The organism is Mycolicibacterium chlorophenolicum (assembly GCF_001044235.1).
GTDB classification, from domain to species: domain Bacteria; phylum Actinomycetota; class Actinomycetes; order Mycobacteriales; family Mycobacteriaceae; genus Mycobacterium; species Mycobacterium chlorophenolicum.
This window is the reverse complement of record NZ_JYNL01000020.1, coordinates 1-15267: the sequence shown is the minus strand read 5'-3', so window position 1 is coordinate 15267 and position 15267 is coordinate 1. Positions and strand designations below refer to the sequence as shown.

Here is a 15267-nt window from a genome sequence, read left to right as displayed (position 1 = left end):
TTTGTGCTGCTCTGGGACAATGGTCAGCGTGAATGTATCGCCACGGCTCCTGCGGCGCATCGACCTGCGTGGTGCGACGCTGTCGACGGCCCGTCTGCGCACCGCGCTGCCCCGTGGCGGCGTCGACGTCGACGCGGTGCTGCCCACGGTCCGGCCGATCGTCGAGGCGGTCGCGGACCGCGGCGCCGACGCGGCCCTCGAGTACGGCGCCTCCTTCGACGGCGTGCGGCCCGACCAGGTGCGGGTGCCCGCCGACCGGCTGGCGGCCGCGTTGGCCGAGCTCGATCCCGGCGTCCGCGCCGCCCTCGAGGTCGCCATCGACCGGGCCCGCGCCGTGCACGCCGACCAGCGCCGCACCGACACCACCACCACGCTCGGCCCGGGCGCGACCGTCACCGAACGCTGGGTCCCCGTGGAACGGGTGGGCCTCTACGTGCCGGGCGGCAACGCCGTGTATCCGTCCAGCGTGGTGATGAACGTCGTCCCGGCACAGACCGCCGGCGTCGACTCGCTGGTGATCGCCAGCCCGCCGCAGGCCTCCAACCCCGAACCTTTCGAGGGCCTGCCACACCCGACGATCCTGGCCGCCGCCGCGCTCCTCGGCGTCGACGAGGTGTGGGCGGTCGGCGGCGCCCAGGCGGTCGCGCTGCTCGCCTACGGCGGCACCGACACCGACGGCGCCGAACTCGCCCCGGTCGACATGATCACCGGGCCCGGCAACATCTACGTCACCGCGGCCAAGCGGATCTGCCGCTCGGAGGTCGGCATCGACTCCGAGGCCGGTCCGACCGAGATCGCGATCCTGGCCGACCACACCGCCGACCCGGTGCACGTCGCCGCCGACCTGATCAGCCAGGCCGAGCACGACGAGATGGCCGCCAGCGTGCTGGTCACCGACAGCACCGCGCTGGCCGATGCGACGGACGCCGAGCTGGCTGTACAGCTGGAGACGACGGTGCACCGCGAGCGGGTGACCGCCGCGCTGAGCGGCGAGCAGTCGGCGATCGTGCTCGTCGACGACGTCGACGCCGGCCTGCGCGTCGTGAACGCTTATGCCGCCGAACATCTCGAGATCCAGACCGTCGACGCCGCCGACGTGGCGGGCCGGGTCCGGTCCGCCGGCGCGATCTTCGTCGGACCGTGGGCGCCCGTCAGCCTCGGCGACTACTGCGCCGGGTCGAACCATGTGCTGCCCACGGCTGGCTGCGCGCGCCACTCGAGCGGCCTGTCGGTGCAGACGTTCCTGCGCGGCATCCACGTCGTCGACTACACCGAGGCGGCACTCAAGGACGTGGCCGGTCACGTGATCACGCTGGCGCAGGCCGAGAACCTGCCCAGCCACGGCGAAGCCGTGCGTCGGAGGTTCGAGAGGTGACCCCCGGCGAGACCGTGACCCTCGACGCGCTGCCGCTGCGCGAGGACCTGCGCGGGAAATCCCCCTACGGCGCCCCGCAGCTCGTCGTGCCCGTGCGGCTCAACACCAACGAGAACCCGCACCCGCCGACGCAGGCGCTGATCGACGACGTCGCCGCGTCGGTGCGCGAGGCTGCCGCCGAACTGCACCGCTACCCCGACCGCGACGCCGTGGCGCTGCGCACCGACCTGGCCGGTTACCTGAGCGCGCAGACCGGTGTCCAGGTGGGTGTCGAAAACGTCTGGGCCGCAAACGGTTCCAACGAGATCCTGCAGCAGCTGCTGCAGGCCTTCGGTGGCCCGGGTCGTAGCGCGATCGGGTTCGTGCCGTCCTACTCGATGCATCCGATCATCGCCGACGGCACGCAGACGTCCTGGCTGGCCGCGCACCGCGCGGACGATTTCGGCCTCGACGCGGCCGTGGCGGCCACCGCGATCAAGGAGCACACTCCCGACGTCGTGTTCGTCACCAGCCCCAACAATCCGTCGGGACAGAGTGTTTCGCTCGACGACCTGCGGCAGTTGCTGGACGCCATGACCGGGGGCGTGATGATCGTCGACGAGGCCTACGGCGAGTTCTCGTCGCAGCCCAGCGCGATCGGGCTCATCGACGAGTACCCGACCCGCCTGGTGGTGTCGCGCACGATGAGCAAGGCGTTCGCGTTCGCCGGGGGCCGGCTGGGTTATCTGGTCGCCGCGCCGGCCGTCGTGGAGGCGATGCTTCTGGTGCGCCTGCCGTACCACCTGTCCTCGCTCACCCAGGCCGCCGCGCGGGCCGCCCTGCGCCACGCCGACGACACCCTCGGCAGTGTCGCGACGCTGATCAGCGAACGCGAGCGGGTGTCGGCGGCCCTGACCGGCATGGGTTTCCGCGTGATCCCCAGCGACGCGAACTTCCTGCTGTTCGGCGACTTCGCCGACGCCGCCGCCACGTGGCGGGGCTACCTCGACGACGGGGTGCTGATCCGCGACGTCGGCATCCCCGGTTACCTGCGCACCACCATCGGCCTCGCCGAGGAGAACGACGCGCTGCTGAACGCCAGCGCCCGACAAGGAGTGAAGTGACCCGTCCCCACAGGTACGCGAAGGTCGAACGCAAGACCAAGGAATCCGACATCGTCGTCGAGTTGGACCTCGACGGCACCGGACAGGTGAGTGTCGAGACCGGCGTGCCGTTCTTCGACCACATGCTCACCTCGCTGGGCACCCACGCCCGCTTCGACCTGACGGTGAAAGCCTTGGGCGACATCGAGATCGAGGGCCACCACACCATCGAGGACACCGCGATCGTGCTCGGCCAGGCGCTCGGACAGGCGCTGGGCGACAAGTCGGGCATCCGCCGCTTCGGCGACGCGTTCATCCCGATGGACGAGTCGCTGGCGCATGCCGCGGTCGACGTGTCGGGTCGGCCGTACTTCGTGCACACCGGGGAACCGGAGTTCATGGTCAGCTTCACCATCGCGGGATCGCGGGCGCCGTACCACACCGTGGTCAACAAGCACGTCTTCGAATCCCTGGCGTTCAACGCGCGCATCGCGCTGCACGTGCGAACGCTGTACGGCCGCGATCCGCACCACATCACCGAGGCGCAGTACAAGGCCGTGGCGCGTGCTCTGCGCCAGGCCGTGGAGTACGACGAGCGGGTCAGCGGGGTTCCGTCGACCAAAGGGACGCTGTGACAGCCAAACTCGTGGTGCTGGATTACGGCTCGGGGAATCTCCGGTCGGCCCAGCGGGCGCTCGAGCGCGTCGGCGCCGAGGTCGAGGTGAGCGCCGACCGGGATGCCGCGATGGCCGCGGACGGCCTGGTGGTTCCGGGCGTCGGCGCATTCGAGGCGTGCATGACCGGGCTGCGCAAGGTCGGGGGCGACAGGATCATCGCCGACCGTGTCGCGGCCGGCCGACCGGTGCTCGGCGTGTGCGTGGGCATGCAGATCCTGTTCGCCCGCGGCGTGGAGTTCGGCGTCGAGACGACGGGCTGCGGGCAGTGGCCGGGCTCGGTGGTCCGGCTCGACGCGCCGGTGATCCCGCACATGGGGTGGAACGTCGTCGACGCGCCCGCGGACAGCGTGCTGTTCGCGGGCATGGATCCGGCCACCCGGTTCTACTTCGTGCACTCCTACGCCGCCCAGCAGTGGGAGGGCGACCCCGGTGCAGTGCTGACGTGGGCGACCCACCACGTCCCGTTCCTGGCCGCCGTCGAGGCCGGTCCGCTGTCGGCCACCCAGTTCCATCCCGAGAAGAGCGGGGACGCCGGCGCCGAGTTGCTGTCCAACTGGATCGGGGCGCTAAGTTGACCGGCGTGAACGCACCGAAGCTGGTCCTGTTGCCCGCCGTCGACGTGGTCGAGGGGCGCGCCGTGCGCCTGGTGCAGGGACAGGCGGGCAGCGAGACCGAGTACGGCTCGGCCCTGGATGCGGCGATGACGTGGCAGCGCGACGGCGCCGAGTGGATCCACCTGGTGGATCTCGACGCGGCGTTCGGTCGCGGCTCCAACCGGGAACTGCTCGCCGAGGTGGTCGGCACGCTCGATGTGGCCGTGGAGCTCTCCGGCGGTATCCGCGACGACGAGTCCCTCGCCGCGGCGCTGGCCACCGGGTGCGCCCGGGTCAACCTGGGCACGGCGGCACTGGAGAACCCGCAGTGGTGCGCCCGCGTGGTCGCCGAGCACGGTGACAAGGTCGCGGTCGGGCTCGACGTGTTGATCACCGATGGTGCGCATCGGTTGCGCGGCCGTGGCTGGGAGACCGACGGCGGCGACCTGTGGACGGTGCTCGACCGCCTCGACGCGGAAGGCTGCTCGCGTTTCGTCGTCACCGACGTCACCAAGGACGGCACGCTGAACGGGCCCAACCTCGACCTGCTGTCGGCGGTGTGCGAGCGCACCGACGCCCCGGTCATCGCCTCCGGCGGGGTGTCGAGCCTGGACGACCTGCGGGCGATCGCGACCCTGACCGGCGTCGGCGTCGAGGGTGCGATCGTCGGGAAAGCCTTGTACGCCGGTCGATTCACGCTGCCGCAGGCGCTGGCCGCGGTCGACGCGTGACCCTCGACGACCGGCAGCTCTCGGAGCTGCTCGACACGGCTGCGGGCATCCTCGACGGTGCCTCGACGCAGTTCGTCGCCGGGCATCGCGCCGACTCCGCGGTCGCCAAGAAGGGCGACGACTTCGCCACCGAGGTCGACCTCGCGATCGAACGCCGGGTGGTCGCCGAGCTGCAACGGCTGACCGGTATCGGTGTGCACGGCGAGGAGTTCGGCGGCGAGTCGGTCGATTCGGAGATGGTGTGGATCCTCGACCCGATCGACGGGACGTTCAACTACGCCGCGGGGTCGCCGATGGCGGCGATCCTGCTGGGGCTGCTGGTCGACGGCGAGCCGGTGCTCGGCCTGACGTGGTTGCCGTTCATGGCGCAGCGCTACACCGCGATCGTCGGTGGCCCGGTGCGTTGCAACGGCGACGAGCTGGCGCGTCTGGAGCGCGGTGACGTGGGCGACGCGATCGTCGGCACCGGCACCTTCAACATCGATTCCCGGGGGCGTTACCCCGGCCGGTACCGCGCGACGGTGCTGGCCAACCTCAGCAGGCAGTGTTCGCGGATGCGCATGCACGGGGCCACCGGCATCGACCTCGCCTACGTGTCTGCTGGAATCCTCGGCGGCGCAATCAGTTTCGGCCATCACATCTGGGACCACGCTGCGGGCGTCGCGCTGGTGCAGGCGGCCGGTGGCATCGTCACCGACCTCGCCGGGGAGCCGTGGACGGTGACGGCGCCCTCGGCGCTGGTGGCCGCGCCAGGAGTGCACGAGCAGATGCTCGAGATCGTCGCCGCGGCGGGGAATCCGAAGGACTACCTGTGAGCACCGGGGGTGATGTCGCGACCCGGGTGATCCCCTGCCTGGACGTCGACGCCGGCCGCGTCGTCAAGGGGGTCAACTTCGAGAACCTGCGCGACGCCGGGGATCCCGTCGAGTTGGCCGCCGTCTACGACGCCGAGGGCGCCGACGAGTTGACGTTCCTGGACGTGACGGCGTCGTCGTCGGGCCGCTCGACGATGCTCGAGGTGGTGCGGCGCACCGCCGAACAGGTGTTCATCCCGTTGACCGTCGGCGGTGGGGTGCGTTCGGTGGCCGATGTCGACATGCTGCTGCGTGCCGGGGCGGACAAGGTGTCGGTGAACACCGCCGCGATCGCTCGCCCGGAACTGCTCTCCGAGCTCTCCCGGCAGTTCGGATCACAGTGCATCGTGCTGTCGGTCGACGCGCGCACCGTGCCCGCGGGTGCCGAACCCACGTCGTCGGGCTGGGAGGTCACCACGCACGGCGGTCGGCGGGGGACCGGCATCGACGCGGTGGAATGGGCCACCCGCGGCGCCGAACTCGGCGTCGGAGAGATCCTGCTGAACTCGATGGACTACGACGGCACCAAGGCAGGGTTCGACCTCGCCATGCTGCGTGCGGTGCGCCGCGCGGTGTCGGTACCGGTGATCGCGAGCGGCGGTGCCGGCGCGGTGGAACATTTCGCGCCCGCGGTTGTTGCAGGAGCCGATGCGGTGCTCGCGGCCAGCGTGTTCCACTTCCGGGAGCTGACCATCGGTCAGGTGAAGGCCGCAATGGCGGCTGAAGGGATTGTGGTGAGGTGACTCTCGACCCGGCGATCGCGTCGCGGCTCAAGCGCGACGCCAACGGCCTGGTGGCCGCCGTCGTGCAGGAGCGCGGCACCGGCCAGGTGCTGATGGTCGCGTGGATGGACGACGACGCCTTGGCCCGCACGCTGGAAACCCGTGAGGCGACCTACTTTTCGCGCTCGCGCGGGGAGCAGTGGATCAAGGGTGCGACCTCCGGCCACACCCAGCGGGTGCATTCGGTGCGGCTGGACTGCGACGGTGACACCGTGCTGCTCGAAGTCGACCAGGTCGGCGGCGCCTGCCACACCGGCGACCACACCTGCTTCGACGCCGACCTGCTGCTGGGTCAGGCCGACTGACGCTTGCGCAGCGCCTCGAGCGCCTTGTCGGCGTGGGTGTCCATGCTGAACTCGCTGGCGATGACATCGAGCACGGTGCGGTCGGTGTCGATCACGAACGTCGTGCGCTTCACGGGCATGAACTTGCCCAGCAGGCCGCGCTTGACGCCGAACTGCGTCGCCACCACGCCGTCGGTGTCCGACAGCAGCGGGTAGTCGAACTTCTGCTGATCGGCGAACTTGGCCTGTTTGTCGACCGGGTCAGCGCTGATGCCCACCCGGGTGGCGCCGACCGCGGCGAACTCGGCGGCCAGGTCGCGGAAGTGGCACGCCTCCTTCGTGCACCCGGGCGTCATCGCCGCCGGGTAGAAGAACAGCACGATCGGCCCCTCGGCGAGCAGCCCGGTCAGGCTCCTCGTCGTCCCCGTCTGGTCCGGCAGTTCGAACTCGGCCACGGTGTCGCCACGATTCATGGTTCTCACCGTACTTCTGGGACAATGCCGGTGTGCAGTCCACCGCCAGCCTCGCTCTAACGTCGCGTGAGGACTTCCGGGCGCTGGCCGCCGAGCACCGTGTGGTGCCGGTGACCCGCAAGGTGCTCGCCGACAGCGAGACGCCACTCTCGGCGTACCGCAAGCTCGCCGCGAACCGGCCCGGAACGTTCCTCCTGGAGTCCGCGGAGAACGGGCGGTCCTGGTCGCGGTGGTCGTTCGTCGGCGCCGGCGCCCCGTCTGCGCTGACCGTGCGCGACGGCCACGCCGCCTGGCTGGGCGTCACCCCGCAGGACGCCCCCGTCGGCGGTGATCCGCTCGAGGCGCTGCGCGCCACACTCACGCTGCTGGAGACCGCGGCGTTGCCCGGTCTGCCGCCGCTGTCGTCCGGGCTGGTCGGCTACTTCGCCTACGACTTCGTGCGCCGGCTCGAGCGGCTGCCCCAGCTCGCGGTCGACGACCTCGGGCTGCCGGACATGGTGCTGCTGCTCGCCACCGACATCGCGGCGCTGGACCACCACGAGGGCACCATCACGCTGATCGCCAACGCGGTGAACTGGAACGGCACCGATGAGCGCGTCGACGAGGCGTACGACGACGCGGTCGCGCGGCTCGACGTGATGACCGCGGCGCTGGGCGAACCGCTGGCCTCGACGGTCGCGACGTTCAGCAGGCCGGCGCCGGTGCACCGGTCGCAGCGCACCGTCGAGGAGTACACCGCGATCGTCGACAAGCTCGTCGGCGACATCGAGGCCGGCGAGGCCTTCCAGGTGGTGCCGTCGCAGCGCTTCGAGATGGACACCGACGCCGATCCCCTCGATGTCTACCGGATGCTGCGCGTCACCAACCCCAGCCCGTACATGTACCTGCTCAATGTGCCGAACACCGAAGGCGCACTGGACTTCTCGATTGTCGGGTCCAGCCCGGAGGCGCTGGTCACCGTCAAGGACGGGCGGGCCACCACGCATCCGATCGCGGGCACCCGCTGGCGCGGGGACACCGAGGAGGAGGACGTCCTGCTCGAGAAGGAACTGCTCGCCGACGAGAAGGAACGGGCCGAGCACCTGATGCTCGTCGACCTCGGCCGCAACGACCTGGGCCGGGTGTGCACACCGGGCACCGTGAAGGTCGAGGACTACAGCCACATCGAGCGCTACAGCCACGTCATGCACCTGGTGTCGACGGTGACGGGCATGCTCGCCGAGGGCAGGACCGCGCTCGATGCGGTGACGGCCTGCTTCCCGGCCGGCACGCTGTCCGGGGCGCCGAAGGTGCGGGCGATGGAACTGATCGAGGAGGTCGAGAAGACCCGTCGCGGCCTGTACGGCGGTGTGCTGGGCTACCTGGACTTCGCCGGCAATGCGGACTTCGCGATCGCGATCCGCACCGCGCTGATGCGTGGCGGCACCGCCTACGTGCAGGCGGGCGGCGGCGTCGTCGCCGACTCCAACGGCCCGTACGAGTACAACGAGGCGGCCAACAAGGCCCGGGCGGTGCTGAGCGCGATAGCGGCGGCCGAGACGTTGAGCGAACCGTGACCCGCCTCGGGCAGCTCCTGCTGGTGGTGGCCGCGGCCGGGCTGTGGGGCGCGTCGCGCCTGACGTGGGTGGAGGTCACCTCGTTCGACGGCCTCACCCATCCCAAGACCGACGAGCTCACCGGTGCCACCTGGTCCACCGCGCTGATCCCGCTGGCGCTGGTGGTGCTGGCGGCTGCGGTGGCGGGCCTGGCGGTGCGGGGCTGGGTGCTGCGGATCCTGGCGGTGTTGGTGGCGGCGGCGAGCGCGGCGATGGGCTACCTGGCGATCAGCCTGTGGGTGGTGCCCGACGTCGCGGCCCGGGCGGCGCGTCTGGCCGAGGTGCCGATCACCGACCTGGTGGGCACCGAGCGGTACTCGACGGGCGCGGTGCTGACGCTGGTCGCGGCGGCGCTGTCACTGGTCGGCGCGGTGCTGCTGCTCAGATCGGCGACGCGGGGCGGCGCCGACGCGGCGCGGTACACCCGGCGTCGCACCGAGGCCGAGGAGCGCGGCGCCGCGATGTCGGAGCGGATGATCTGGGACGCGCTCGACGCCGGGCAGGACCCGACCACCCCGGACAACAAGGGGCGGTGACGGGCTGTGGTGTGGTGGCGACTACCCTTCGTAAAGAATCAAACGGCCGTCAGGGGAAGGGAAACGACAGCTATGGGTTCGGCAACCGTCCTCGACTCCATTCTCGACGGGGTCCGTGCTGACGTTGCCGCTCGCGAAGCCGTCGTCAGCCTGGCCGAGGTCAAAGAACAGGCCAAGCGCGCACCCGCGCCGCTGGACGTGATGGCCGCGCTGCGTGCGCCGGGCATCGCGGTCATCGCCGAGGTGAAGCGCGCGAGCCCGTCGCGCGGGGCGCTGGCGTCCATCGCCGACCCCGCCGAGCTGGCCCGCGCCTACCAGGACGGCGGCGCGCGGGTCATCAGCGTGCTGACCGAGCAGCGCCGCTTCCACGGCTCGCTCGACGATCTGGACGCGGTGCGCGCGGCGGTGTCGATTCCGGTGCTGCGCAAGGACTTCATCGTGCGGCCGTACCAGATCCACGAGGCCCGCGCCCACGGCGCCGACCTGCTGCTGCTGATCGTCGCGGCCCTCGAACAGCCTGCTCTGGAGTCCCTGCTCGAACGCACCGAATCGCTGGGCATGACCGCCCTGGTCGAGGTGCACACCGAGGAAGAGGCCGACCGGGCGCTGCAGGCCGGAGCCAAGCTGATCGGTGTGAACGCCCGCGACCTGAAGACTCTCGAGGTCGACCGGGACTGCTTCGCCCGCATCGCGCCGGGGCTGCCCAGCAACGTCATCCGGGTCGCCGAGTCGGGTGTGCGGGGGACCGCCGACCTGCTGGCCTACGCCGGTGCGGGCGCGGACGCCGTGCTCGTCGGCGAAGGCCTGGTCACCAGTGGGGATCCCCGCAGCGCCGTCGCTGACCTCGTCACCGCCGGCACGCATCCGTCGTGCCCGAAACCTGCGCGCTAAGTGACCGCGCATCTCGGACCGGAACTGCCGCGCGCCAGCGCGGCGGTGGCCGAACCCACGTCGCACGACCCCGATGCCCGCGGCCATTTCGGCGTCTACGGCGGCCGGTATGTGCCCGAAGCGCTGATGGCCGTCATCGAGGAGGTGACCGCCGCGTACGAGAAGGCGCGCGGCGACCAGACCTTCCTCGACGAGCTGGACCGGCTGCAGCGGCATTACACCGGTCGCCCGTCCCCGCTGTACGAGGCGGAGCGGATGAGCGAGCACGCCGGTGGCGCGCGGATCTTCCTGAAGCGGGAAGACCTGAACCACACCGGTTCTCACAAGATCAACAACGTGCTCGGGCAGGCGCTGCTGGCACGCCAGATGGGCAAGACCCGCGTCATCGCCGAGACCGGCGCCGGCCAGCACGGCGTGGCGACGGCGACCGCCTGCGCGCTGCTGGGCCTGGAGTGCGTGATCTACATGGGCGCGGTGGACACCGCGCGCCAGGCGCTGAACGTGGCGAGAATGCGCCTGCTCGGCGCGTCGGTGGTGCCGGTCGAGTCGGGCTCCAAGACGCTCAAGGACGCGATCAACGAGACGTTCCGCGACTGGGTCACCAACGCCGACAGCACGTACTACTGCTTCGGCACCGCGGCAGGACCGCACCCGTTCCCGATGATGGTGCGGGATTTCCAGCGGGTCATCGGTCTCGAGGCCCGCGCGCAGATGCTCGACCAGGCCGGCCGGCTGCCCGATGCCGTGGTCGCCTGCGTCGGCGGTGGGTCGAACGCGATCGGCATCTTCCACGCGTTCATCGACGATCCCGACGTGCGCCTGGTCGGCTATGAGGCCGCCGGTGACGGCGTCGAGACCGGACGGCACGCGGCCACGTTCACCGGCGGATCGCCGGGCGCCTTCCAGGGCTCGTATTCGTACCTGCTGCAGGACGAGGACGGCCAGACCATCGAATCGCATTCGATCTCGGCGGGTCTGGACTATCCGGGCGTCGGGCCGGAGCACGCGCTACTCAAAGACATCGGCCGGGCGCAGTACAAGCCGATCACCGACACCGAGGCCATGGACGCGCTGTCCTTGCTCAGCCGCACCGAGGGCATCATCCCGGCGATCGAGTCGGCCCACGCGGTGGCGGGGGCGATGAAGCTGGGTGCCGAACTGGGCCCCGGCGCGATCATCCTGATCAACTTGTCCGGTCGCGGCGACAAGGATGTCGAAACCGCGGCGCGCTGGTTCGGGCTGCTCGAGGACGGCGCCAGATGAGCCGGTTGGCAAGCGTTTTCGCGTCGTGCCGCGATGAGGACCGGGCGGCGCTGATCGGCTACCTGCCGACCGGATTCCCGGATGTCGAGACCTCGATCGCCGCGATGGTCGCCCTCGTCGAGGCGGGCTGCGACGTGATCGAGGTCGGTATCGCGTACTCGGACCCGGGCATGGACGGCCCCACCATCGCCGCGGCGACGGAGGTCGCGCTGCGGGGCGGGGTGCGGGTGCACGACACGTTCCGGGCTGTCGAGGCGATCAGCAACGCCGGCGGCCACGCCGTGGTGATGACCTATTGGAATCCCGTGCTGCGCAAGGGTGTTGACGCGTTCTCCCGCGACCTGGCCTCGGCCGGCGGGCTCGGGATGATCACGCCGGACCTGATTCCGGACGAGGCCGACGAGTGGCTGGCCGCCTCGGAGGCGCACGACCTGGACCGGATCTTCGTGGTCGCGCCGTCCTCGACGCCGGAGCGGCTGAGCGCGACGGTCGATGCGTCCCGGGGATTCGTGTACGCGGCATCGACGATGGGTGTGACCGGTGCTCGCGACGCGGTCTCGAACGCGGCGCCGGAACTCGTGCAGCGGATCAAGGAACTCTCCGACATCCCGGTCGGTGTCGGTCTGGGCGTGCGGTCGCGTGAGCAGGCGGCGCAGATCGGCTCCTACGCCGACGGGGTGATCGTCGGGTCGGCGCTGGTGTCGGCGCTGACCGACGGTGTCCCCGCGATGCGGGCATTGACAGAAGAACTGGCTGACGGGGTACGGCAGAGGATCACTGCGTGACATCGACGGTCTTGGCGTACATCCCGAGTCCTTCGCAGGGTGTGTGGCACCTCGGCCCGTTCCCGCTGCGGGCCTATGCGCTGTTCATCATCGCCGGCATCGTGGCTGCGCTGGTCCTGGGTGACCGGCGCTGGGTGGCACGCGGCGGCGAGCCCGGCGTCATCTATGACATCGCGCTGTGGGCGGTGCCGTTCGGTCTGATCGGTGGCCGGCTCTACCACGTCATCACCGACTGGCGGACCTACTTCGGGGCCGACGGAGCGGGATTCGCGGCCGCGCTGCGGATCTGGGACGGCGGGCTCGGCATCTGGGGCGCGGTGGCGCTGGGCGGTATCGGGGCGTGGATCGCCTGCCGGCGGCGGGAGATACCGCTGCCCGCGTTCGGTGACGCGATCGCGCCGGGAATCATTCTGGCCCAGGCGATCGGGCGGATCGGCAACTACTTCAACCAGGAGCTGTACGGGCGCGAGACGACACTGCCGTGGGGCCTGGAGATCTACGAGCGGGTGAATTCCGCCGGGGTGCCGGACTCGCTGAACGGGGTGTCGACCGGCGAGCTCATCCAGGTCGTCCACCCGACGTTCCTGTACGAATTGCTGTGGAATCTGCTGGTGTTCGCGGCGCTGCTGATCATCGATCGCCGGTTCCGCATCGGGCACGGCCGGCTGTTCGCAATGTACGTGGCCGGGTACTGCGTGGGTCGGTTCTGGATCGAGCTGATGCGCAGCGACGCGGCGACGCACCTGGCGGGCATCCGGGTGAACTCCTTCACCTCGACGTTCGTGTTCATCGGCGCGGTGGTGTACGTCATGGTCGCGCCGAAGGGCCGCGAGGATCCGGCGCTGCTGCGCGGCAAGCAGGAGGGCGACGAGTCGCGCGCCGAGGAATTGGTCAAGGATCTGGCGGTCGGCGCCTCGACGGCAGGTGTGGTCGCCGCGGCGACCGTCGCGGCCGAGGACGACGAGAAGTCGGTGGCGCAGGCGGCCGAGGACGACGCCGACGAGACCGATGTCCTGGTCGGGCGGGAAGCGGACCTGGAAACCGTCGAGGGCGACGAGGTCGCTGTCGATGAGGAGTTGGTCGTTCCTCGCGACGACAGCGTGGAGCCCGAAGCGGGCCTGGGGTCCGTCGAGGGTGACGAGGTCGCTGAAGCGGTAGACGGTGCGGCCGAAGTGCACGCGGTCGCGGTCGACGGTGAGGAAGCGGCCGAGGCGCTCGTCGAGCCTGAGGGTGAACCGCAGTCACTGGAAGCAGACGAGGTCGCGGACGCTGTTGATCTGGCGGACGAGGCTCCCGAGGTGGCAGTTGAGGGTGAGGGTGTCGCTGAGACGTTGACCGACGAGTCCGAGGTCGAGTCTGCTGAGCCCGAGACTGCCGGGCCGGACGCGGGTCTGGGGTCGGTCGACGGTGATGAGGTCGCCGAGGCTGTTGACGATGCTGCGGTGGCGCACCAGGTCGCCGTGGAGGGCGAGGATGCCGCGGAGGCGTTGACCGATGAGCCCGAGAGCGAGTCAGACGCGCCGACCGATCAACCCGAGACTGCCGAGCCCGAGGCGGCTTTGGGGTCGGTCGACGGTGATGAGGTCGCTGAGGCTGTTGACGATGCTGCGGTGGCGCACGCGGTCGCGGTCGAGGGCGAGGACGCCGCTGAAGCGCTGAATGATCAGCCGGTGGCTGAGGGTGAGGCTGCCGGTGAGGCGCTGGCCGATCAGCCCGAGGCCGAGCCCGAGGCCGAGTCCGAGACTGCCGAGTCCGAGGCGGGTCTGGGGTCGGTCGACGGTGACGAGGTCGCTGAGGCTGTTGACGATGCTGCGGTGGCGCACGCGGTCGCCGTGGAGGGCGAGGACGCCGCTGAGGCGCTGACTGATCAGCCCGACGCCGAGCTCGAGACTGCCGAGCCCGAGGCTGAGGGCGAGAGCGAGTCTGAAGTCCTGGCCGATGAGCCCGGGACTGCCGAGCCGGAGGCGGGTCTGGGGTCGGTCGACGGTGGCGAGGTCGCCGAGGCTGTTGACGATGCTGCGGTGGCGCACGCGGTCGCCGTGGAGGGCGAGGACGCCGCTGAGGCGCTGACTGATCAGCCCGACGCCGAGCTCGAGACTGCCGAGCCCGAGACGGAGACCGAGAGCGCGTCTGGAGCGCCGACCGATCAACCCGAGACTGCCGAGCCCGAGGCGGGTCTGGGGTCGGTCGACGGTGACGAGGTCGCCGAGGCTGTGGACGATGCTGCGGTGGCGCACGCGGTCGCCGTGGAGGGCGAGGACGCCGCTGAGGCGCTGACTGATCAGCCCGACGCCGAGCTCGAGACTGCCGAGCCCGAGACGGAGACCGAGAGCGCGTCTGGAGCGCCGACCGATCAACCCGAGACTGCCGAGCCCGAGGCGGGTCTGGGGTCGGTCGACGGTGACGAGGTCGCCGAGGCTGTGGACGATGCTGCGGTGGCGCACGCGGTCGCCGTGGAGGGCGAGGACGCCGCTGAGGCGCTGACTGATCAGCCCGACGCCGAGCTCGAGACTGCCGAGCCCGAGGCTGAGGGCGAGAGCGAGTCTGAAGTCCTGGCCGATGAGCCCGGGACTGCCGAGCCGGAGGCGGGTCTGGGGTCGGTCGACGGTGGCGAGGTCGCCGAGGCTGTTGACGATGCTGCGGTGGCGCACGCGGTCGCCGTGGAGGGCGAGGATGCCGCTGAGGCGCTGGCCGATGAGGCCGAGCCCGAGACTGCCGAGCCCGAGGCGGGGCTGGGGNTGACGATGCTGCGGTGGCGCACGCGGTCGCCGTGGAGGGCGAGGATGCCGCTGAGGCGCTGGCCGATGAGGCCGAGCCCGAGACTGCCGAGCCCGAGGCGGGTCTGGGGTCCGCCGAAGGTGACGACGTCGCCGAGCCTGTGGACGATGCTGCCGTGGCGCACGAGGTCGCCAGCGGCGGCACCGACGCCGTGGAGACGTCAGACGAGCCGGCTGCCGACGACAGCGATGAGGCCACGGCGGCCGATGACGAGGCATCTGCCTCCGACACCGCCGCCGTCGAGGGCACGGACGCGGCTGAAGCCCTCACCGCCGACGCAGAGCCATCCGCGCCGACCTCGCCACCGCCCGTGGCCTATCGCGAATCCCGCACTCCGACAACCATTCCCACGGAGGTCGGCCAGCGGGTCCGGCAGTGGATCCGTCGGCGCACGAACCGCTGAAAGTTATCCACAGGCTGGAAATTGGTGCCGGCCGGTGTCGGCCGTCGCAATTAGAATCGAATGTATGTTCGATTCCCGTGATCCTGCGGCGCTGATTGACGCGATGGCTGCGGCGTCGCGGGCGGAGTCGGCGGCGATCGCTGCGCGTCTGGAGGCGGTGGCGGG

At 70.7% G+C, this 15267-nt stretch carries 14 protein-coding genes and 1 pseudogene; 14 read left to right on the top strand and 1 reads right to left on the bottom strand.

All coding sequences use genetic code 11. The features are described from left to right. Positions 1-19: 19 nt before the first annotated feature. The 8 genes from hisD to hisI are packed head-to-tail and all read left to right on the top strand — an operon-like array spanning position 20 to position 6399. Positions 20-1375, top strand: a complete 1356-nt coding sequence (gene hisD / locus MCHLDSM_RS08105; protein WP_048469631.1) for a histidinol dehydrogenase — start codon at positions 20-22, stop codon at positions 1373-1375. Further along, positions 1372-2478, top strand: a complete 1107-nt coding sequence (locus MCHLDSM_RS08100; RefSeq protein ID WP_048469630.1) for a histidinol-phosphate transaminase — start codon at positions 1372-1374, stop codon at positions 2476-2478. Before hisD ends, MCHLDSM_RS08100 begins: the two co-directional genes overlap by 4 nt. After that, a complete protein-coding gene (hisB, locus tag MCHLDSM_RS08095) occupies positions 2475-3092 on the top strand; it encodes an imidazoleglycerol-phosphate dehydratase HisB (protein WP_048469629.1) in 618 nt (205 codons plus the stop codon). Before MCHLDSM_RS08100 ends, hisB begins: the two co-directional genes overlap by 4 nt. Next, positions 3089-3709, top strand: coding sequence for an imidazole glycerol phosphate synthase subunit HisH (gene hisH, locus MCHLDSM_RS08090; protein ID WP_048469628.1), 621 nt, complete (start codon positions 3089-3091; stop codon positions 3707-3709). Before hisB ends, hisH begins: the two co-directional genes overlap by 4 nt. Continuing rightward, entirely contained in the window at positions 3706-4458 is a 753-nt protein-coding gene (gene priA, locus MCHLDSM_RS08085; protein ID WP_109788772.1) for a bifunctional 1-(5-phosphoribosyl)-5-((5-phosphoribosylamino)methylideneamino)imidazole-4-carboxamide isomerase/phosphoribosylanthranilate isomerase PriA, read from the top strand. Before hisH ends, priA begins: the two co-directional genes overlap by 4 nt. Next, positions 4455-5273 (top strand): inositol monophosphatase family protein, encoded by an 819-nt coding sequence (locus tag MCHLDSM_RS08080; RefSeq protein ID WP_048469626.1) that lies wholly within the window; start codon positions 4455-4457, stop codon positions 5271-5273. Before priA ends, MCHLDSM_RS08080 begins: the two co-directional genes overlap by 4 nt. Beyond that, a complete protein-coding gene (hisF, locus tag MCHLDSM_RS08075; protein ID WP_048469625.1) occupies positions 5270-6055 on the top strand; it encodes an imidazole glycerol phosphate synthase subunit HisF in 786 nt (261 codons plus the stop codon). Before MCHLDSM_RS08080 ends, hisF begins: the two co-directional genes overlap by 4 nt. Next, on the top strand, positions 6052-6399 hold the full coding sequence (gene hisI / locus MCHLDSM_RS08070) for a phosphoribosyl-AMP cyclohydrolase (protein ID WP_048469624.1): 348 nt from the start codon (positions 6052-6054) through the stop codon (positions 6397-6399). The genes hisF and hisI overlap by 4 nt, the downstream gene beginning before the upstream one ends. On the opposite strand, the gene MCHLDSM_RS08065 is transcribed toward hisI, so the two are convergent. Next, positions 6387-6851 carry a peroxiredoxin gene (locus MCHLDSM_RS08065; protein WP_048469623.1) on the bottom strand — a complete coding sequence of 155 codons (465 nt, stop codon included), beginning with the start codon at positions 6849-6851 and terminating at the stop codon, positions 6387-6389. The genes hisI and MCHLDSM_RS08065 overlap by 13 nt on opposite strands. 32 nt (positions 6852-6883) lie before the next feature. Between MCHLDSM_RS08065 and MCHLDSM_RS08060 the strand changes: the two genes are divergently transcribed. From MCHLDSM_RS08060 to lgt, 6 genes and pseudogenes are all read left to right on the top strand, one after another. Next, on the top strand, positions 6884-8407 hold the full coding sequence (locus tag MCHLDSM_RS08060; protein ID WP_048469622.1) for an anthranilate synthase component I: 1524 nt from the start codon (positions 6884-6886) through the stop codon (positions 8405-8407). Further along, the gene (locus MCHLDSM_RS08055; protein ID WP_048469621.1) at positions 8404-8982 is read left to right on the top strand and encodes a TIGR02234 family membrane protein; all 579 of its coding nucleotides are present in this window, start codon (positions 8404-8406) and stop codon (positions 8980-8982) included. Before MCHLDSM_RS08060 ends, MCHLDSM_RS08055 begins: the two co-directional genes overlap by 4 nt. A gap of 72 nt (positions 8983-9054) precedes the next feature. Beyond that, complete coding sequence (gene trpC, locus MCHLDSM_RS08050) at positions 9055-9873, top strand: indole-3-glycerol phosphate synthase TrpC (protein WP_048469620.1); 819 nt, start codon at positions 9055-9057, stop codon at positions 9871-9873. Continuing rightward, a complete protein-coding gene (gene trpB, locus MCHLDSM_RS08045) occupies positions 9874-11136 on the top strand; it encodes a tryptophan synthase subunit beta (protein ID WP_048469619.1) in 1263 nt (420 codons plus the stop codon). Beyond that, entirely contained in the window at positions 11133-11921 is a 789-nt protein-coding gene (gene trpA / locus MCHLDSM_RS08040) for a tryptophan synthase subunit alpha (protein WP_048469618.1), read from the top strand. Before trpB ends, trpA begins: the two co-directional genes overlap by 4 nt. Further along, positions 11918-12772: pseudogene (gene lgt, locus MCHLDSM_RS40345) on the top strand (prolipoprotein diacylglyceryl transferase); the annotation flags it as partial. The gene trpA and the pseudogene lgt, both read left to right, overlap by 4 nt. Between the last annotated feature and the right edge of the window lie 2495 nt (positions 12773-15267).